Consider the following 18,342-nt stretch of genomic DNA (forward strand, 5'->3'; position numbering starts at 1 on the left):
TTACAACGCGCCAAAACCTATGCACTGACGAGACTTTAGCGACTATTATAAAGTCAAAACCCACCGTAACGACACATCACGACTGAGTAACAATGCCATTCCAGGCGCTTCTTTTAGTGGAAAACCCAGTTCAAAGATTAAACTGCGGGGAAACCACCGGCAGATCACCATTTAGCACTGAATGGCAGCACGGATCGTCAAATATGATGGCCGCCATCAACAGTAATCACAGACCCGGTCATGTAACGGCTGGCATCTGACGCCAGCATCAGGACAATGCCGTCAAGATCCTGCATTTCCCCAAGGCGCCGCATTGGATTGCGCCCTTTGAAATATTGACCGGCAGGACCAGAAAGCTGGCTTTCATTGATTCGCGTCGGAAACCATCCCGGAGCAATGGCATTGACACGAATATCATGCGACGCCCATTCGAGTGCCAAAGCCCGGGTCATTTGTGTCACACAGGCCTTGGACATGGCATAGGCAGCAGTGCCCTTCTGCGGCCGTTCAGCGAGAATACTGGTCGTGTTGACGATCACTCCGCTCTGGCTTCGACCGATCATCCGGCGCGCCATTTCCTGCGCAGTAAAAAAAGAACCCCCAACATTCACATCGAAGATATGTTCAAGCATATCGCGGGTCGTATCAAGTGCACGCGCCACGTGAGCGACACCCGCATTATTGAACAAAACGTTAATCGGCCCCAGACGCTGCTCCGCGTCATCGAATGCGGTTTTGATTTCATCGGGATTGGTCACATCTGCCATGAGTTCCAGCACTTCTCCTCCCGAGGGGCAGAATGTGGCACCTTCGTGGCTGCGTGATATCGAGATAACACGCGCTCCATGGCGTGCCAGCACGCGCACCATATGCAAACCCAAACCGGAAGACCCTCCGGTCACGGCAATCACCTTGCCTACGACAGAGAAAATCTGATCGTCAGCCATTTATCCCCCCGACTGCCAATTTCCTTTGTATATCTAGTGCAACATCACGTTTATGTGAACCCAACGGCCAAAATATCACCAGATCAATCGAGTGAGCAGAAGATGCCAACATGTTGCGAGGCTGCGATCAGCTTGGTGATTGCGCGGAACCACGCACCGCTCTACAAACAGCGAAGGAACGCCATTCGCCGGATTTCAATCGATCATGCCAAAATCTATACGCCCACTCATCGCCGTGCCTACAGACGTGAAGCCTTTTGAAAACTACACGTGGCACGCAGCACCAGCACAATATCTCGCAGCCGCAATTGATGTCGCAGAGGTCACGCCTCTTCTCGTGCCAAGCTTTGGCGAGAAAATGGATACCGATACGATATTGGACGGTGTGGATGGTCTCCTCGTTACCGGCTCAAAGTCGAACGTCAATCCGGAACTTTATGGTGTAGAGCCGAGTGCGGACTTCGAGCCATATGATAATGCACGCGATGCTACATCCTTGCCGTTGCTCCGTGCAGCGATTGAAAAAGGCGTCCCAGTCTTGGCGATCTGCCGTGGCCTGCAGGAATTAAATGTCGCTTTGGGCGGCACACTGGCCACCGAAATCCAAGAGCTCGAAGGACGGATGGATCATCGCGCACCGGTATCGGATAGTCAGGCCGAACGTTTTGCTATCCAGCATCCGGTAAAGATCGCGCCAAACTCCTGCCTCGCAGAAATTCTGAAATCCGACACTGTGGAAGTCAACTCTGTCCATCGTCAGGCGATTGATCAATTGGCTCCAGCGCTCGAAATCGAAGCGACTGCCGAAGACGGTACGATCGAAGCCGTATCCGTGAAAAACGCTAAAGGCTTTATCGTAGGTGTACAGTGGCACCCGGAATATTGGGTGAAGACTGATGGCCCGTCGCAGAAAATCTTCAAAGCCTTTGGCGAAGCCGTGCGCCAACACAAGGCGCAGCGCACAGCCTGAAATCAGAGCGCCAGTTTCAACGAATGAAGCTGACGCTTTATCTTACTTTTTCTTGACGTGAATGGTTTCCGGCACAGGCGTTAGTGCTTCGCCCTTGTCGAACCATGAAATCAGATTGTCGATGACAAGGTCAGCCATGCCCTGACGGGTTTTCTCGGATGCCGAACCAATATGCGGAAGCAATACCGTATTGGGCGCATCAAGCAGCGCCTGTGGCACATTCGGCTCATCGGCAAAGACGTCAAGTCCCGCGGCGGCAATCGTGCCATTGGTCAAAGCCGCTGCAAGCGCATCTTCATCAACAACCGAACCGCGACCGATATTGATCAAAACGCCTTCCGAACCGAGCGCTTTCAGCACGTCCGCATTGATTGCCTTGGCGGTCTCAGCACCACCCGGCGCTACCAGAATGAGCGTATCGACCGCTTGGGCCAGCTCAAGCAGGCTTGGATAATAATCATAAGTCACGTCATCGGCTTGGCGACGGTTGTGATAGGCAATCGGCAGACCAAAAGCTTCAACGCGGTGTGCAACAGCCTTGCCGATGCGCCCAAGACCAAAAATGCCGACCTTGCGGCCCCGCAGAGACAGCTTGGAAAGCGGGTAGCGGCCTTCCTTCACCCAGTTTCCTGCACGGAGAAACTCTTGCGATTTTGACAACTCGCGGACAGTATCGATCAACAGACCAATCGTCGTGTCGGCAACTTCTTCGGTCAACACATCAGGCGTGTTCGTGACCATGACATTCCTGGTCGCGGCATGTTTCGCATCGACTGCGTCATAACCGACGCCAAAATTGCCGATGATCTCGAGATTTGGCAGCGCATCGATCAACGCGGCATTGACCGTCGACATGCTTGCAACGCCTGTCACGTCTCCTGCCCATCCTGCCTCCACCAAGGCAGCATCACCCTTAGGAATGCGTTTGACCTTGAACTCACCCGAAAGCCTCTGCACGGCATAATCGTTGAAATTACCGAGCACCAGAATGGTCGCTTCACGTTGGGTCATGGCAGCTTCCTTATGTTCAAGCAGAATTCATCGGACCAGAGAACCCGGTCCGGTTATCAAGGATAATCAAGCGTGTTTGGGCTTGGAAGTCGATTGCCGGATGTGTAGTTCCGGTTTGATGAGTTCCTGGTTTGACGAAACCTCGACCCCGTTCAGCTGATCAAGAAGTGCACGCGCAGCCCGGCGGCCGACTTCGCGTTGGCCGTTCCAGACTGTCGTGAGCGCAGGCGTTGCAATTGCCGCTTCTTCGAGATCGTCATAACCGGTGACAGAAATATCTTCACCCGGCACGAGGCCTGCACGTGAAATACCGTTCATCAGACCGATGGCAGTCAGATCGTTCCAGCAGACGGCGGCAGTCGGCTTGTCTTTCAATGCCAGAAATTGCGGCGCAACTTCAAAGCCGCCCTGCTTGGTACGCGGACCTGAAATGCGCCATTCCGGGTTCACCAGAAGTCCGGCCTTATCCATAGCCTGCACATAACCACGATAACGATCGCGACCTGTCGAAGTCTGATCCGTACCACCAATCATGGCAATCCGTGTGTGGCCCAGCGAAATAAGATGATTGGTCGCAAGCCCGATCCCATAGGCATCGTCGCCACGGAAAACGGGCGCATGAACGCCTTCGACGCTACGTGCAATCAACACAACCGGCAGACCATTATCTTCAGCAAGCTGAATGTCTTCCGCCGGCGTGCCAATGGCTGGCGACATGATCACGCCATCCGCACCAAGCTGCAGCAGCGTATCCATAAAGGTGCGCTGCTTTTCCAGCTGATCGTAATGGTTGGACAGAATGAAGGTCTGACGCGAACGATCAAGCTCCGTTTCAATCGACCGCAAAATCTCGGCAAAGAACGGATTCATGATGTCATGCACAACAACGCCTACGATCCCGGAACGGGATGTACGCAAGCTCGCAGCTCTTCGGTTATAAATATAGCCGATGGTGCGGGCATGTTCCTTGATCTTTTCGCGTGTCTGATCGGCGACAAGCGGACTGTCGCGCAATGCCAGCGAAACGGTGGCCGTCGAAACACCAAGCGCGTCTGCGATGGTCGAAAGCTTGATTTTCTGAGCCAAGTCGCCTCCCCGAAATGGTCTTGCCACAGTCGAAACAGGATGGCATCGGCCGGACAATCAGAGGAGCGGCCATCCCATCTTGCAGATGGTTATGCCATTGCAATCATTGAATTGAAAGTTTTTTCAGTGCGTCTTAGCGACCATGCACCTATTCCACATCATCGTCATCAACAACTTCCTTGTCCAACTCATCGATAAGACGTGCCGCACCACGCGCCGCAAGATTACTTTCCATGCGTCCGAGCATCTTCAGGAAGGCCTTGCGCTCCTTCTTGTCGAGGCCTTTCAACATGTCCTTTTCCGTCTTGCGAATGGACTTTTCGATGACCTTGATTGCTTCGATCCCCTGCGGCGTCAGATAGACATGTGACTGACGCTGATCCGTTTCCGAGGCTCGCTTGACGACAAAGCCCTGACCTTGCAGGCGCGTGATGGTTTTGGTGATAGTCGGAGGGCGAACACCCAGCCGCTGGGCCAAAACGCCCGGAGGCAGACCATCTTCTGAGGCGAGCTGCAGCATAACCGCATCCTGACCAGCATAAAGTCCAAGCTCCAGAAGACGTGTTGCCAACACAGTGCGTGTCAGACGCGCCACAGATTGCAGCCGGTACAGCATCACCGCCTTATTGTCCTTACTCATCGCCACCTCGCCCTTGTTGCGACTTTAGCCCTCGTTGCGACTTTAGATTGTCGCTGGATCGACATTGTCACACATATTTATAAAGTAAAATATTGTCCGACTTATGAAATAACAAACATGCATCCAGTAAATATGACTGTAGTTATCAATTTGTTGAAAATCGTATGATGCCAGAATGGCTGCACACTCTTGTGCAACCTGCAATTTCGACTGTCTGCATCGATGAAACTCTTCTCGGCTTAACAATGCGTGAGCTTCGCTTGCGGTTGCAGCTCACTGGCGTTAGGCTTCGATTTTAGATGAAATAGAATGAGGGAAACATGACAAACCTGCGCGACCAGAACAGTGACATGATCGTCGTCCTGCCACTTGGCGCTCACGAACAACATGGCCCCCACTTGCCATTTGAAACAGATACCATCATCGCGGAAGGCATTGTGGCGCGTGTCAACGAAGCCCTGCCAGCCGATCTCAATGTCAATTTTCTGCCAGCCCAGCCTATCGGTTATTCTATCGAGCACATGGATACCGAGGGCACACAGAGTCTCGCATTTTCAGAAGCCGTCAATCAGTGGATCGGCATGGGTGAGAACCTTCATGCAGGCGGTATCCGCAAGCTGGTGATGCTCAATGCCCACGGCGGCAACGCACCGCTGATGACCATTGTCGCGACCGAACTGCGCACACGGCTCGACATGCTGGCTGTGGCCACAAGCTGGACCCGGTTCGGCCTGCCGGAAGGGCTGATTGGGCCTGAGGATAAGGCGCTCGATATTCATGGCGGATTTATTGAAACATCAGTGATGCTGGCGCTGCGCCCTGATCTCGTCGATATGACGAAGGCAGCACACTTCTCCAATGCACAGTCTGACTTTGCAAAACAATTCAAACACTTGCGCGCCTATGGCCCCCATGCGTTCGGCTGGAAGATGCATGATCTGAATGCAGAAGGCGTTGCGGGTAATGCGAGTGCTGCAACTGCTGAGGCTGGTGAGAAAATTCTCGCGCATGCTGTTGCAGGCTTTATTGAACTTCTCCATGACGTGGATCAGTTTGACCTTGCACGCTTTGCACCCAAGCAATTGGCGAGAACGTGATTGGAGCCAATGTAATAATATAGCATTGCATATAGCATTCACGAGCACCTTCCCTTATATGAATTACCCGATCTGAAGCCTTGATGGCGCATGTTTGTGCGCGCACCGAAAGGCAGCAACTTCAAGAGGCATGAACAATGAGCCAGGCTGAAGCCCAAACTGAGGACAAGTCGACCAACGACGCTGGCACAGAAGCGGCCCGCATTCCCGTTACCGTTCTGACCGGATACTTAGGCTCGGGTAAAACGACGCTTCTCAACCGCATCCTCACCGAAAATCACGGCAAGCGTTACGCAGTTATCGTCAACGAGTTCGGCGAGATCGGTATCGACAACGATCTAATCGTCGAATCGGATGAAGAAATCTACGAAATGAACAATGGCTGCATCTGCTGCACGGTGCGCGGAGATTTGATCCGTGTGGTGCAGGGCCTGATGCGCCGTCCGGGCCGCTTCGACGCCATCATCGTTGAAACCACTGGGCTTGCCGATCCTGTTCCAGTGGCACAGACATTCTTCATGGACGACGATGTGCACGCCAAGACCGGCCTTGATGCGGTTGTCGCACTCGTTGATGCCAAGCACTTGCCGCTGCGCCTCAAAGACAGCCGCGAAGCTGAAGACCAGATCGCGTTTGCCGACGTGGTTCTGATCAACAAAACCGATCTCGTGACACCGGAAGAACTGGCCGTGATTGAAGCAACTGTGCGCGCTATCAATCCACACGCCATCATTCACCGTACTGAACGCGCTTCGATTCCGCTTGAGCGCGTCCTTGATCGCGGTGCTTTCGACTTGAAGCGCGCGCTTGAGAATGATCCTCACTTCCTCGATCACGATCATCCGGATCACGTTTGCGGACCTGACTGTGATCATGATCACGGGCACGATCATCATGGCCACGATCATCATCATCACCACCATGATCATGACCACACCTGCGGTCCAGATTGCAACCATGACCATGGGCATGATCACGCGCACGGGCATGACCACCATCATCATGACCATGCATCACCGATCCATGATGTGACGGTAACATCCGTTTCGCTTCGTGCTGGTGAAATTGATCCGGCGAAATTCTTTCCATGGATACAGAATATCACCCAGACACAGGGTCCGAACATTCTGCGTCTCAAGGGCATCATCGCGTTCAAGGACGATCCGGACCGCTACGTGGTTCAGGGCGTTCATATGATCATCGAAGGCGACCACCAGCGCGCATGGAAGCCGGAAGAAAAGCATGAAAGCCGTCTTGTCTTCATCGGACGAGAGCTTAATGCAGCCGAACTTAAAGCCGGCTTTGAAAACTGCCAATCCTAGAGCATAATTCCTTAAACTTGGATCAGTTTAAGGTAAAATTATGCTCTGATTTTAAAGGGTTAGAGCGACCTTTGGGCGTCCAATAGGACGCCCGGCGCTCTAGTAAACTTGCCAAAGTAAAATTGGACGCTGATGCCTACAGTTGCCCCGCTCGACCTTGATGGTCATTGTCTCTATGCCCGCTTCATCGGCGGCGTTCCCTTCTTTGCTCTGGCCGATGGAACCATCCATCGGCTGGACAACGGCCACCAGACCAGCACAGCTCATGACGGACTGCTCAGTGCAACGTTGTCTTTTGACGGCAAAGCATTGATAACCGGCGGTGAAGACGGCCGCGTTTGCCAAACTGCTTCCGACGGAACAGTTACCGAGCTGGCCAAAGTCCCACGCAAATGGATGACTGCGGTCGCAAGCGGCCCCGGCGGAACCGTTGGGTTTGCCTCCGGGCGCACCGCGTGGGTTCGCACGTCCAATGGTAAAGTGCAGGAGTTTCCACAGGAACGCAGTGTCGAAGGTGTAGCCTTTGCCCCCAAAGGGCAGCGTTTAGCGATAGCCCGCTACAACGGCGCAACCCTGATCTGGACCGGCACCGAAGCAAAGCCTGTGGAACTTGAGTGGAAAGGCGCACATATCGGCGTCATTTTCTCCCCTGACGGTCGCTTCCTGATCACGTCGATGCAGGAAAATGCGTTGCATGGCTGGCGTCTGGAAGACACCAAGCACATGCGCATGACGGGCTATCCGGCAAAGGTCAAGGATTGGTCCTGGAGCGTTAAAGCCAAGTGGCTGGCGACCTCCGGTGCACCGGCTGCAATCGTCTGGCCATTTGCTGGCAAGGATGGCCCTATGGGCAAAGCGCCGCTCGAATTGGGGCTTCGTGCTGACAGTATGGTAACATCCGTTGCCTGCCATCCGGTCGAAGACATCACTGCTATTGGCTACAATGACGGCATGGTTCTTCTTGTGCGCTTCTCGGACCAGAAGGAAGTTCTTCTGCGGCGTCCGGGCAAAGGTGCTATTTCCAGCATGGGCTGGGACGATCAGGGTAGCCGTCTGGCCTTTGGTTCTGAAACAGGTGACTGCGGCGTCATCGACATGACAACAGCCTGATAAGTTTGAACGAACTAAAACGAAAGGCCCCGGTTGGGGCCTTTTCATTTAAACTATTTCGCTTTCATCGTGACAGTTGGCCCACCGTCTGGCCCAAGCGATGCAACCCATTGGCTAATCGCAGCAGCGTCTTTTTCACCGAGCATATGATCAGCCTCAATTGTGCGGGCATCGACCTTCGCGCCACCGGAGCGCAGCAAGGCCGACAAAGCCGGCGCAAAAGGCGAATAAAGCTTGTCTTCCTGACCCGTAATCGTCAACACGCGGGCTTTGCCAAGATTGGCAACCGACACATTGTCCAGCACCGGCATGGAGCGCATCAGAACCGCACGCTTCACCAGATCGGGGTGCAACATCATGGTTGCGGCCAGCAAATTGGCGCCGTTTGAGTAACCGACAAAGGTCGCGTGTGAAAGGTCGAGGTCCTTCTCTTCAGCCAGGCGCGTCAGCGATGTGACAAACGCATTGGCCTCAAGCTTCACGTCCTTCTGGTCGAACTTAACCGGGGTAATACGCTTGTACCAGCGCGTGCCACCATCCTGCATTACACGGCCACGAATACCCAACAGCGTTGCACGTGGCCATATTTTGGATGCCAGCGGCACGAGGCTTGCTTCATTGCCGCCGGAACCATGCAGAAGAACAATCAGCTCGCTGGAAGCGTTTTCAGGCGTGTAGAAGCGATAAATGAACCGCTTGCTGCGCGAAAAATTCTGTTCGGGAGTTGTTTCTGCGTCCATCTTCTTGTCGCGCATCGTTACGCCCTCACCAAGCTGGGGAGTGCCTGTTTCATTTTTCATTGAGGCAGAGAGGCCGTTCAAGGCCATGCCCTGAGCCTTGCTCATCACCTTTACCGGCGCGGGCTGGCCTTCCGCAAATGCGGTGCCTGTTGTTGCTGCGAGCGCCATCATAATGGCAGCTATAAACGTCTTCTTTACCATAAGCCCAACTTGCCACTGATATGTTAACGAAGGTTTTAAGGCAGCTCCACCCGGGTTCTCTAGGACCCCTGCCGGCTCGATGAATGTAAGGCTCTTAACAGCAGAGTTTTAGCGAGAATGTGGCAGAGCGCACGAAAAATTACGCTATGTTACAATTCTGTTACAGCACCTCAAATCCATCAACAAAGCGTGAGCCACAATAGGGCGGCAAAATGTTCACGATTTTGACGCCTTTGAACGGAGAAATAGGCTATGATTGCGACGAACGGATTTCAAAACGATGACCAACGTTAAATTTAGCCGCTTCTCACCTGCCCGACTGACGGATGATCAGGTAACACCGCGCGCGTTCTACCTCCGGCGTCGCGAATTTATGGTCGGACTTGGCGCGCTGGCGGCAACCGGAATGGCCTCTGGTGCTTTCGCAGACCCGCTCAAGGCTAAAGCCTCATCCTATAAGGTCGATGAAAAGCTGACGCCCAAAGAGGCCGTCACCACCTACAATAATTTCTACGAATTCGGCACCGACAAGAGCGATCCGGCTGCCAATTCGGGCGATTTCAAACCTTTGCCATGGCGCATGACAGTTGACGGTCTTGTGAAGCAGCCGAAGGAATTCGACATTCAGGATCTGATAGCCAAAATGCCGCTCGAAGAACGCATCTACCGGATGCGTTGCGTTGAGGCATGGTCGATGGTCATACCGTGGATCGGCTTTCCGCTGGCAAGCCTGCTTTCTCAGGTCGAACCACTTGGCTCCGCCAAATATATCGCCTTTACTGGCGTTGTCCGTCCCGAAGAAATGCCGGGACAAAAGGGACTGTTTCAGGTTCTCGACTGGCCTTACATCGAAGGCCTACGCCTAGACGAAGCCATGCACCCGCTGACGATCCTGTCGGTTGGCCTTTATGGTGAAACGCTTCCCAACGCCAATGGCGCACCCATCCGGCTTGTTGTTCCATGGAAATATGGCTTCAAGGGCATCAAATCGATCACCAAAATCAGCTTCGTCGAGAAACAACCGCCAACATCATGGCAGCAGCAAGCTGCCAATGAATATGGCTTCTATGCGAATGTGAACCCGGCAGTCGATCATCCGCGCTGGAGTCAGGCCACTGAGCGCAGGATCGGTGAAGGCAGCTTCTTTGGTTCGAGCCGCCGCCCTACCCTGCCTTTCAACGGTTATGCAGAGGAAGTGGCGTCGCTCTATACTGGAATGGACCTGCAGAAGAATTACTGACATGGCCGGTGCCAAAACCAAATCTGTGCGGGTTAATGAATTGAAGGTCTGGGGACTTTATGTCCTCGGCTTGCTTCCCGCTTTGTGGGCCTTTTATCTCGGGGCAACAGACCAGTTCGGTGCAGATCCTGTCAAAAGCTTTGAACACACGCTCGGCCTTTGGGCTCTGCGCTTCCTTATCCTGACATTGCTCGTAACACCGATCCGCGATGTCACCGGCATCAGCCTGCTGCGTTATCGACGCGCGCTTGGCCTTCTCGCATTCTATTATGTGTTGATGCATTTTACTGTTTATATGGTGCTGGATCAGGCACTTAGCATTTCGGCTGTCGTTGCAGATATCGTCCGCAGACCCTTCATCACCATAGGCATGATCAGTCTGGCGCTTCTGGTGCCTTTGGCGCTTACTTCCAACAATTGGTCCATTCGCAAACTCGGTCGACGCTGGGTCACGCTGCACAAGCTTGTCTATGTCGCCATTGCTGGTGGTGCGATACACTTTCTAATGTCTGTTAAAAGCTGGCCCGCTGAACCAATAATCTATGCAGCGATTGTAACGGCACTGCTTTTATGGCGCGTTGGACGCCCGTTTGCCAAAGGAAGCAAGCAAGTAAGACGCCCGCGTGACGCTGCTGTAATACTCAAGAAATAAGATACACACTTCTTCTTTTTATAAAGTCTAATCTATCAGATAAATCGCCTTTCCTGCAGGATAGGCGATGACATTCCAATGCAAATCATGTCAGTATCGCTGCAACTTCGGCAAATGAAGCGCCAAGCGAATACGGGATGTCCATGTCTTCTATATTGAAATCAAAAACCGTCCGTATCATAGGCAAACTGGTCTTCATCTTATTCGTTATCATCTTTGCAATCTGGGCCAGTTTCGCGATGTGGTTCCAGCTGCCCTTCGGCAATGCCGTGCGCGGCTCAATTATCGCAGCCTGGCTCTTCATCGCAGTTTGGGTCATCGCGGGGGAGCGCCAGTTCTTTTGTCTGCGCAAGCGGCTTTTTTTCTGCCTGCTTGTGCTCGCCTTCCTTGGCTGGTGGGCAACCATCCGCCCTTCGCTCGATCGCATCTGGGCTCCCGAAGTCGCACGCACCGTCACGGGCAAGGTGGATGGCGATCAGATCACTCTTTTCAACGTCCGGGATTTCGACTGGCGAACGCCAGAAGACTTCACGCCAGTCTGGAAAGACGAAACTTACGACCTCAGCAAGATAAACTCAGTCGATGTCTATCTGTCCTATTGGACAGGACCGGTGATTGCCCACACGCTCCTGTCCTTCGGTTTTGAAGATGGGCGGCATGTCGTGTTTTCCGGTGAGATCCGCAAGGAACATCACGAGGTCTATTCCGCGATCGGCGGCTTCTTCCGTGAATTCGAGCTGGCCATGATTGCAGCTGAAGAAAGTGACATCGTTTTCCTGCGCACCAATGTGCGGAAAGAAGATGTCTATCGCTACCGCGTGAATCTGCCCCCGGCAGATGCACGCGAATTGTTTCTCTCTTATGTAGAAATGGGAAACGAACTGGCGTCTACACCCAAGTTCTATAATACGCTGAGCGCCAATTGCACGACGATCATTTTCACAATGGCGCGTCTGCTCGACCCGACATTCCCCTTCGATTACCGTATTCTCTTGTCCGGCTATCTGCCGGGTTATCTCTATGACCATGGCTGGCTCGAAAACAATGGCACGCTTGAAGAGATAGAGAAGCGTGCATCTATCGATAAAAAGGCACAAGCAGGTGGACGAGAAGGTTATTCGGAGCGGATACGCCAATAAAAAACCCCGCTTGCACGGGGTTCATTAGAGCGCATCACAAAGATAATCACATGACCTGCTGATTAAATTGCAGCAGTGATAATGATCTCGACTTTGTAGTCAGGAGTTGCGAGTGCTGCTTCACCGGTCGCGCGCGCTGGTGTGTTGGCCTTGTCGACCCAGCTGTCCCAGACTGCGTTCATTTCAGCGAAGTCCTTCATGTCTGCGAGCCAGATGATGGCCTGCAGGATCTTCGACTTGTCGGAGCCAGCGGCCGCGAGAAGACGATCAACTTCAACCAGAACAGCCTTGGTCTGATCGGTCACGCTTGTGCCCGGAGCACCGACCTGGCCAGCGAGATAAACGGTATTGCCGTGAACAACGGCCTGGCTCATACGTGGTCCGACTTCGATACGACGGATGCTCATGGTGAACTCCTCTCATGACTGCTGCGGAAATGGTCCCGCTTTTTGAAAATGTTGCGCATCCTTATTAAAGCCCCTGCCCGCTTTGGCAATGCCTGATCGCAGTTTGAAGCACACAATTCCATCGAAAATGCCCGCAACATCCCTCACACTCGCCTACAATAAAGTGCAGTGCTATGATCACCCTGAATGGGATGGAGCCACCATGACCAAAGACAATGCAGTGAATGTAGATGACGACAAAGAACCCTCACAATTGATCGATGCGCGGATCAGGGAACTTGCAGACTGGCGTGGCGAAACGCTTGCCAAGGTCAGAACCATTATCAGACAGGCCGATCCGGAGATCATTGAAGAGTGGAAGTGGCGCGGTGTGCCGGTCTGGTCGCACACGGGTATTATCTGTACGGGCGAGACTTATAAAAGCGTCGTAAAGCTGACCTTTACCAAAGGTGCATCCCTTGCGGACCCGTCTGCTCTCTTCAACTCAAGCCTCGAAGGCAATGTGAGACGAGCAATCGATATCCACGAAGGCGAAGCCATCAATGAAGATGCATTGCAAGTGCTCGTCCGCGCAGCCATTGTACTCAACAAAGCGAAACCACCCCGCCGTTAGTCATAATTGGCTTGATCACATGTTTGCGTGGAATGCCCTTGTGGGAATTGACTCTTGATGCCCCTGCTCTTATAAGCCGCACCACGTTCGCCCGCACGGGTCAACGGATAGTTTGTGCTGTCCGATCCGCGAGGGAATGAACTAGCTCCTGTTCAAAGACAGAACCAAGAAGGGCCGCACACCGCGGTATTAAATAAATGAAGCGCACTTTCCAGCCATCCAATCTCGTCCGCAAGCGTCGTCACGGTTTCCGTGCGCGCATGGCAACTGCCGGCGGCCGCAAGGTTCTTGCCGCTCGCCGTTCGCGCGGCCGCAAGCGGCTTTCCGCTTAATCTTTCCCCGCGCGACCAGCGCGGTGAACAAAGATATGAAAAAGCAGAAACAAATACTCCGCCTTCGCAAGAGAGCGGAGTTTTTGTCTGTAAGGAATGGTGAAAAACGGCGTGGTCCACTGTTTCTTCTGGAAGTCCGGAAACGTTCTGAAGAAGAATCTGCAGCTGCCAAAATCGGCGAAAAACCCCGCGCAGGCTTCACTGTCACCAAGAAAAACGGCAATGCAGTGATACGAAATCGTATCCGACGCAGGTTGCGAGAAGCGGTTCGTTGTCACGTGGGGCGTGACATGGCGGCTTCGACAGACTATGTGATCGTAGCACGCGAGCAGGCACTCACTGCGCCCTTTTCGCAACTGACCGCAGAACTCTCCAAACGCTTAAAAGCTACGGATGGGCGGCGGGACGAAAAGAAACGCCGAACGGAAAGACCGGAATCAGGACCCGTCAATGGAAAATAATCGTAATTTCTTCATCACCATTGCCCTGTCCATCCTCGTATTAACGCTGTGGCAAGTATTCTATCTGGGGCCGAAAACGGAAGCCCAGCGGGAGCAGACACGCATTGAGGAGCAGCAGCGCCAGACCCAGCAGGCCACACAGAGTGGTGCTCAGGGTGACACCCCACAGATGCCCGGCACGTCCGGCGCGATACCCGGCCACAGCGATGGCGTAGCCGCAGGCGGCACACTGACCCGCGAAGCTGCTACAGCGCAGTCGCAGCGCGTCGAAATCGACACAGCCTCGCTGCGCGGTTCTATCAACCTGACCGGTGCACGTCTCGATGATCTCTATCTCAAGAAGTATCACGAGACCGTTGACGACAAGTCCCCTGAAATCGAACTGCTCGCACCATCGGGTCTCAAGCAGGGTTATTTCGTTGAACTCGGTTTCACCGGCAACGAAGCAACCGGCGAAGTTCCCGGTCCGAACACTGTCTGGACCGTTGAAGGCAACAACAAGCTGACGGCATCGACGCCTGTTACGCTGACCTTCACCAACGACAAGAACATCACATTCAAGCGCGTCATCTCGGTTGACGATGCTTACATGTTCGAAGTTGACGACACGGTCACCAACAACACCGGCGCCCCGATCTCGCTTGCTTCCTATGGCCGCGTAACGCGTTTCAACCAGCCTGAGCATGCAAGCGCTACCTATGTTCTCCATGAAGGCCTTATCGGCGTCATGGGTCAGGACGGCCTTCAGGAAATCAAGTATTCCAAGGTCGAAGACGACAAGGACATTTCATTCAAGGACGTGACTGGCGGCTGGGTCGGCATCACCGACAAGTATTGGGCTGCAACGCTCGTACCTCCGCAGAACGAAAAGTTCACAGCACGCTTCTCGCACTTCACCGATAACACTCCGCGCTACCAGTCGGATTTCCTCAGCGCACCGATCACGGTTGCCGCTGGTGAAGCCAGCACCATCAAGAACCACGTTTTTGCTGGCGCCAAGGTCGTTTCGGACATCAAGAACTACGAAGAAAAGCTCGGCATCAAGCAGTTTGAACTGCTGATCGACTGGGGCTGGTTCTACTTCATCACCAAGCCGATGTTCTATCTCATCGACTGGATCTACAAGTTCTCCGGCAATTTCGGCGTCGCCATTCTGGTTGTCACCGTTCTGCTCAAAGCCCTGTTCTTCCCGCTCGCCAACAAGTCGTACAAGTCGATGGCGCGTATGAAGCTGGTGCAGCCGAAGATGACTGAAATCCGTGAGAAATATGCGGATGACAAGATGAAGCAGCAGCAGGAAATGATGCAGCTCTACAAGCAGGAAAAGATCAATCCGCTTGCAGGTTGCTGGCCAGTGCTGGTTCAGATTCCGGTGTTCTTCGCACTCTATAAGGTTCTGTACGTCACCATCGAAATGCGCCATGCGCCATTCTTTGGCTGGATTCAGGATCTTGCAGCACCCGATCCAACATCGATCTTCAACCTGTTCGGCCTTCTGCCATTCGCAGTTCCGGCGTTCCTGATGATCGGCGTTTGGCCGCTGATTATGGGCATCACCATGTTCCTGCAGATGCGCATGAACCCGACGCCTCCGGATCCAACACAGGCGATGATCTTCACCTGGATGCCGATCATCTTCACCTTCATGCTGGCATCGTTCCCAGCAGGTCTCGTGATTTACTGGGCATGGAACAACACGCTTTCGATTACCCAGCAGGCTGTGATCATGAAGCGTCAGGGTGTTAAAATTGAACTTTTTGACAATCTGAAAGACCTCTTTAAGCGAAAGCCGAAAGAGGCGAAGAAGTAAAACGACAAAAAGCCCCGCACTCGCGGGGCTTTTTTTGTGCTGGTTGATCCAGAGCGGTTGACAATGCAGCGCGTAACATTGATGCGTGTATTCTTTAGAGTACACCATCAGGAAGACCACATTGATCGATCAGGACAAAAAGCAGGCAGCAGCCCAGTTAGCAGCAGATGCGACCCGCGCAGCACACGCAGCTTTGGTCGAAGAAGGGCGCCTGCTCTTCAAGAAATCGTGGATCTTCATCCGTGGCGTGCCTTCGATGAAATTTCTGCCACTGGAAGGTCCGGTTGAAATTGCTTTTGCCGGGCGGTCAAATGTCGGTAAATCTTCGCTCATCAATGCGATTGTCGGCAAAAAGGCACTCGCCCGTACATCGAACACGCCGGGCCGTACACAGGAACTGAACTATTTCGTTCCCGATGGTTATTCGGGTGAGAATGGTGACCTTCCGCCATTGGCACTGGTTGATATGCCGGGCTACGGCTTTGCTGAAGCACCAAAAGCCCATGTCGATGCGTGGACGCGTCTCGTCTTCGATTATCTGCGCGGTCGCACGACACTAAAGCGCGTCTATCTGCTGATCGACTCCCGCCATGGCATCAAGAAGAACGATGCGGAAGTGCTTGACCTGCTCGACAAGGCCGCGGTTTCTTATCAGATCGTGCTGACCAAGATCGATAAGATCAAGGCCGCGGGCATTCCTCGCCTGCTGGAAGAAACCCATGCGCTTACCAAAAAGCGTGCGGCCTGCTTCCCCGGTATCATCACGACCTCATCGGAAAAAGGCCTCGGCCTTGATGAGTTGCGTGCTGCTATCGCGCTTGTCGCGAAGGAATAGACTAGCTCGGACAGCTTGCCGACTGATTGTTTAGTCCCTGCTTGAGCTGTTCAAATCGCGTGGTGGTTTTTGCGCCATCGCGCGTGATACGCAGAACATACATGCTGTCAAAGTCTTCGCCCGGCCACTTTGGCACGAGAGCCTTATCGATACCGCTGTCCTTCACGATATTTCTGGCAAGCTTTACAAGCTGCTTGTGCTCCCAGCTGACCAGCACAGTGGCGTTCCGGTAGTCGGGCTGCGCGAGGGTCGCTTGCAGCTCCTCAATGTCCTTGAAGCCGAAGCGCGTATCGACGGGCATTCCAAACTTGATGGCCGTCGGCTCAACCGTGGCAAGCGGACGATTATAGGAATAGATCGCGCCCTTATCTTCCTTCAGTTGCGCCGGGTTGGGCGCAAAAATGAAATCCGGTTTGCCGAATTTTTGCTCAATCACCGCAGGCAGTTTCAGCGCACGGTTCAGGCCCTGGCAATTGAGTTGCCCCAAACCCTGCTCCGGCTTTTCGCCATGTCGTAACATGATAATGGTTTCAGTCGTCGAGGCTGCCTGCGACACACCTATGCCTGCCAGAAAAATCAAAGCCGTGAAAACTGTCCGCCGCATTGAACCACTCCATTCGAGAGCATGTGTTATGCGCAATCTTCTCGCGCACTCATAGGATTTTAATTGGGCGATCTTTGGCAACGCGTTCAAATATTCGCGAACAAACAATGGAAAACCGTTTTACAGAACAGTGCATATTGCTTAGAAAAGCCTGCCTCTCTTGCCCTGTCGCCAGCCATGGAGCCCGCGATGACGACTCTTGAAAATCCTGAAATGCAAGCGCAACTCCTGTCCGCAGCTCTGCCGTACATGCAGCGCTACGAAAACAAGAATGTCGTGGTGAAATATGGCGGTCACGCCATGGGTAACCCGGAACTGGGCAAGGCCTTTGCCCGAGATATCGCGCTTCTGAAGCAGTCAGGCATCAATCCGATTGTCGTTCATGGCGGTGGGCCACAGATTCAGGCAATGCTGACGAAGCTCGGCATCGAATCGCGCTTTGAAGGCGGTCTTCGTGTTACCGACGAGAAGACGGTTGAAGTGGTGGAAATGGTTCTCGCCGGTTCCATCAACAAGGAAATCGTCGCCCTTATCAATGCCGAAGGCGAATGGGCCATCGGTCTCTGCGGCAAAGACGGTAACATGGTTTTCGCGCGCAAGGCGCACAAGACGGTTGTCGATCCGGATTCCAACATCGAAAAAGTGCTTGATCTTGGCTTCGTTGGTGAACCAGCAGAAGTTGACCGCACGCTTCTCGATCTTCTGGCGCGTTCGGAAATGATCCCGGTTATAGCACCCGTTGCACCCGGTCGCGACGGTCACACCTACAATATCAACGCCGACACCTTTGCAGGCGCTATCGCTGGCGCGCTGGCTGCAACGCGTCTTCTGTTCCTCACCGACGTCCCGGGCGTTCTCGACAAGGACAAGAAGCTCATCAAGGAGCTTTCGGTTGCGGATGCACAGGCGCTGATCAAGGACGGCACGATTTCTGGCGGCATGATCCCGAAGGTCGAAACCTGCATCGATGCGATCCGTCGCGGCGTTGAAGGCGTTGTTATTCTTAACGGCAAGACACCGCATTCCGTGCTGCTTGAGCTTTTCACCGAACACGGTGCCGGCACGCTCATTGTGCCATAATCAGTTAGCCGCCTTCGGGCGGCTTTTTCTTGGCCCGCCTTCGTG

General features: G+C 53.5%; 20 protein-coding genes. 13 read left to right on the plus strand and 7 right to left on the minus strand.

Annotated elements, in window-relative coordinates; genetic code table 11:
• Positions 1-197: 197 nt before the first annotated feature.
• Complete coding sequence (locus ACSME1_RS04185) at positions 198-947, minus strand: SDR family NAD(P)-dependent oxidoreductase (protein WP_105707949.1); 750 nt, start codon at positions 945-947, stop codon at positions 198-200.
• Between the two features lie 205 nt (positions 948-1,152).
• On the opposite strand from ACSME1_RS04185, the gene ACSME1_RS04190 reads away from it, so the two are divergent.
• Entirely contained in the window at positions 1,153-1,917 is a 765-nt protein-coding gene (locus tag ACSME1_RS04190; protein WP_105707947.1) for a gamma-glutamyl-gamma-aminobutyrate hydrolase family protein, read from the plus strand.
• A gap of 42 nt (positions 1,918-1,959) precedes the next feature.
• Here the strand turns inward: ACSME1_RS04190 and ACSME1_RS04195 are convergent, their stop codons facing one another.
• From ACSME1_RS04195 to ACSME1_RS04205, 3 genes are all read right to left on the minus strand, one after another.
• Positions 1,960-2,928, minus strand: a complete 969-nt coding sequence (locus ACSME1_RS04195; protein ID WP_105707945.1) for a 2-hydroxyacid dehydrogenase — start codon at positions 2,926-2,928, stop codon at positions 1,960-1,962.
• A 66-nt stretch (positions 2,929-2,994) separates the two neighbouring features.
• Positions 2,995-4,014 carry a LacI family DNA-binding transcriptional regulator gene (locus ACSME1_RS04200; RefSeq protein WP_024899274.1) on the minus strand — a complete coding sequence of 340 codons (1,020 nt, stop codon included), beginning with the start codon at positions 4,012-4,014 and terminating at the stop codon, positions 2,995-2,997.
• 148 nt (positions 4,015-4,162) lie between these two features.
• Positions 4,163-4,654: a MarR family winged helix-turn-helix transcriptional regulator gene (locus ACSME1_RS04205; protein ID WP_100558646.1), complete on the minus strand. Its 492-nt coding sequence runs from the start codon at positions 4,652-4,654 to the stop codon at positions 4,163-4,165.
• A 320-nt stretch (positions 4,655-4,974) separates the two neighbouring features.
• Here ACSME1_RS04205 and ACSME1_RS04210 point away from each other — a divergent pair, with 320 nt between their 5' ends.
• From ACSME1_RS04210 to ACSME1_RS04220, 3 genes are all read left to right on the plus strand, one after another.
• Positions 4,975-5,751 carry a creatininase family protein gene (locus ACSME1_RS04210; RefSeq protein WP_105707943.1) on the plus strand — a complete coding sequence of 259 codons (777 nt, stop codon included), beginning with the start codon at positions 4,975-4,977 and terminating at the stop codon, positions 5,749-5,751.
• Between the two features lie 137 nt (positions 5,752-5,888).
• Positions 5,889-7,073 carry a CobW family GTP-binding protein gene (locus tag ACSME1_RS04215; protein ID WP_105707942.1) on the plus strand — a complete coding sequence of 395 codons (1,185 nt, stop codon included), beginning with the start codon at positions 5,889-5,891 and terminating at the stop codon, positions 7,071-7,073.
• A 132-nt stretch (positions 7,074-7,205) separates the two neighbouring features.
• Positions 7,206-8,183: a WD40 repeat domain-containing protein gene (locus ACSME1_RS04220; protein ID WP_105707940.1), complete on the plus strand. Its 978-nt coding sequence runs from the start codon at positions 7,206-7,208 to the stop codon at positions 8,181-8,183.
• A gap of 53 nt (positions 8,184-8,236) precedes the next feature.
• Here ACSME1_RS04220 and ACSME1_RS04225 read toward each other — a convergent pair whose 3' ends face one another.
• Complete coding sequence (locus ACSME1_RS04225; RefSeq protein WP_024899270.1) at positions 8,237-9,124, minus strand: alpha/beta hydrolase; 888 nt, start codon at positions 9,122-9,124, stop codon at positions 8,237-8,239.
• A gap of 280 nt (positions 9,125-9,404) precedes the next feature.
• Here ACSME1_RS04225 and msrP point away from each other — a divergent pair, with 280 nt between their 5' ends.
• The 3 genes from msrP to ACSME1_RS04240 all read left to right on the plus strand — a co-directional run bounded on the left by msrP (position 9,405) and on the right by ACSME1_RS04240 (position 12,155).
• Positions 9,405-10,364, plus strand: a complete 960-nt coding sequence (gene msrP, locus ACSME1_RS04230) for a protein-methionine-sulfoxide reductase catalytic subunit MsrP (RefSeq protein WP_024899269.1) — start codon at positions 9,405-9,407, stop codon at positions 10,362-10,364.
• Between the two features lies 1 nt (position 10,365).
• Positions 10,366-11,016, plus strand: coding sequence for a protein-methionine-sulfoxide reductase heme-binding subunit MsrQ (msrQ, locus tag ACSME1_RS04235; protein WP_024899268.1), 651 nt, complete (start codon positions 10,366-10,368; stop codon positions 11,014-11,016).
• A gap of 143 nt (positions 11,017-11,159) precedes the next feature.
• Positions 11,160-12,155 carry an Lnb N-terminal periplasmic domain-containing protein gene (locus ACSME1_RS04240; RefSeq protein WP_181153682.1) on the plus strand — a complete coding sequence of 332 codons (996 nt, stop codon included), beginning with the start codon at positions 11,160-11,162 and terminating at the stop codon, positions 12,153-12,155.
• 62 nt (positions 12,156-12,217) lie between these two features.
• On the opposite strand, the gene ACSME1_RS04245 is transcribed toward ACSME1_RS04240, so the two are convergent.
• Positions 12,218-12,562, minus strand: a complete 345-nt coding sequence (locus ACSME1_RS04245) for a RidA family protein (protein WP_024899266.1) — start codon at positions 12,560-12,562, stop codon at positions 12,218-12,220.
• A 202-nt stretch (positions 12,563-12,764) separates the two neighbouring features.
• Here ACSME1_RS04245 and ACSME1_RS04250 point away from each other — a divergent pair, with 202 nt between their 5' ends.
• The 5 genes from ACSME1_RS04250 (at position 12,765) to yihA (ending at position 16,613) form a co-directional block, all read left to right on the plus strand.
• On the plus strand, positions 12,765-13,175 hold the full coding sequence (locus ACSME1_RS04250; RefSeq protein WP_024899265.1) for a DUF1801 domain-containing protein: 411 nt from the start codon (positions 12,765-12,767) through the stop codon (positions 13,173-13,175).
• A 197-nt stretch (positions 13,176-13,372) separates the two neighbouring features.
• Positions 13,373-13,507, plus strand: a complete 135-nt coding sequence (gene rpmH / locus ACSME1_RS04255) for a 50S ribosomal protein L34 (protein ID WP_024899264.1) — start codon at positions 13,373-13,375, stop codon at positions 13,505-13,507.
• A 35-nt stretch (positions 13,508-13,542) separates the two neighbouring features.
• A complete protein-coding gene (gene rnpA / locus ACSME1_RS04260; RefSeq protein ID WP_105707936.1) occupies positions 13,543-13,968 on the plus strand; it encodes a ribonuclease P protein component in 426 nt (141 codons plus the stop codon).
• Positions 13,958-15,778, plus strand: coding sequence for a membrane protein insertase YidC (gene yidC / locus ACSME1_RS04265; RefSeq protein ID WP_100558641.1), 1,821 nt, complete (start codon positions 13,958-13,960; stop codon positions 15,776-15,778). Before rnpA ends, yidC begins: the two co-directional genes overlap by 11 nt.
• Positions 15,779-15,899: 121 nt before the next feature.
• On the plus strand, positions 15,900-16,613 hold the full coding sequence (yihA, locus tag ACSME1_RS04270; protein ID WP_105707934.1) for a ribosome biogenesis GTP-binding protein YihA/YsxC: 714 nt from the start codon (positions 15,900-15,902) through the stop codon (positions 16,611-16,613).
• A gap of 1 nt (position 16,614) precedes the next feature.
• On the opposite strand, the gene ACSME1_RS04275 is transcribed toward yihA, so the two are convergent.
• Positions 16,615-17,217 (minus strand): hypothetical protein, encoded by a 603-nt coding sequence (locus ACSME1_RS04275; protein WP_024899260.1) that lies wholly within the window; start codon positions 17,215-17,217, stop codon positions 16,615-16,617.
• Between the two features lie 189 nt (positions 17,218-17,406).
• Here ACSME1_RS04275 and argB point away from each other — a divergent pair, with 189 nt between their 5' ends.
• Positions 17,407-18,297, plus strand: a complete 891-nt coding sequence (argB, locus tag ACSME1_RS04280) for an acetylglutamate kinase (protein ID WP_024899259.1) — start codon at positions 17,407-17,409, stop codon at positions 18,295-18,297.
• The last annotated feature ends 45 nt before the right edge of the window (positions 18,298-18,342 follow it).

This window comes from Brucella pituitosa, from assembly GCF_965577835.1.
Taxonomy (GTDB): domain Bacteria; phylum Pseudomonadota; class Alphaproteobacteria; order Rhizobiales; family Rhizobiaceae; genus Brucella; species Brucella pituitosa.

Bases quoted from the DNA above. Each gene is read 5' to 3' on its own strand.
- ACSME1_RS04225 (WP_024899270.1), bottom strand. From the start codon at position 9,124: ATGGTAAAGAAGACGTTTATAGCTGCCATTATGATGGCGCTCGCAGCA.
- msrQ (WP_024899268.1), top strand. From the start codon at position 10,366: ATGGCCGGTGCCAAAACCAAATCTGTGCGGGTTAATGAATTGAAGGTC.
- ACSME1_RS04190 (WP_105707947.1), top strand. From the start codon at position 1,153: ATGCCAAAATCTATACGCCCACTCATCGCCGTGCCTACAGACGTGAAG.
- ACSME1_RS04185 (WP_105707949.1), bottom strand. From the start codon at position 947: ATGGCTGACGATCAGATTTTCTCTGTCGTAGGCAAGGTGATTGCCGTG.
- ACSME1_RS04220 (WP_105707940.1), top strand. From the start codon at position 7,206: ATGCCTACAGTTGCCCCGCTCGACCTTGATGGTCATTGTCTCTATGCC.
- ACSME1_RS04275 (WP_024899260.1), bottom strand. From the start codon at position 17,217: ATGCGGCGGACAGTTTTCACGGCTTTGATTTTTCTGGCAGGCATAGGT.
- ACSME1_RS04205 (WP_100558646.1), bottom strand. From the start codon at position 4,654: ATGAGTAAGGACAATAAGGCGGTGATGCTGTACCGGCTGCAATCTGTG.
- ACSME1_RS04210 (WP_105707943.1), top strand. From the start codon at position 4,975: ATGACAAACCTGCGCGACCAGAACAGTGACATGATCGTCGTCCTGCCA.
- yidC (WP_100558641.1), top strand. From the start codon at position 13,958: ATGGAAAATAATCGTAATTTCTTCATCACCATTGCCCTGTCCATCCTC.
- rnpA (WP_105707936.1), top strand. From the start codon at position 13,543: ATGAAAAAGCAGAAACAAATACTCCGCCTTCGCAAGAGAGCGGAGTTT.
- argB (WP_024899259.1), top strand. From the start codon at position 17,407: ATGACGACTCTTGAAAATCCTGAAATGCAAGCGCAACTCCTGTCCGCA.
- ACSME1_RS04245 (WP_024899266.1), bottom strand. From the start codon at position 12,562: ATGAGCATCCGTCGTATCGAAGTCGGACCACGTATGAGCCAGGCCGTT.
- ACSME1_RS04250 (WP_024899265.1), top strand. From the start codon at position 12,765: ATGACCAAAGACAATGCAGTGAATGTAGATGACGACAAAGAACCCTCA.
- msrP (WP_024899269.1), top strand. From the start codon at position 9,405: ATGACCAACGTTAAATTTAGCCGCTTCTCACCTGCCCGACTGACGGAT.
- rpmH (WP_024899264.1), top strand. From the start codon at position 13,373: ATGAAGCGCACTTTCCAGCCATCCAATCTCGTCCGCAAGCGTCGTCAC.
- ACSME1_RS04195 (WP_105707945.1), bottom strand. From the start codon at position 2,928: ATGACCCAACGTGAAGCGACCATTCTGGTGCTCGGTAATTTCAACGAT.
- ACSME1_RS04215 (WP_105707942.1), top strand. From the start codon at position 5,889: ATGAGCCAGGCTGAAGCCCAAACTGAGGACAAGTCGACCAACGACGCT.
- ACSME1_RS04240 (WP_181153682.1), top strand. From the start codon at position 11,160: ATGTCTTCTATATTGAAATCAAAAACCGTCCGTATCATAGGCAAACTG.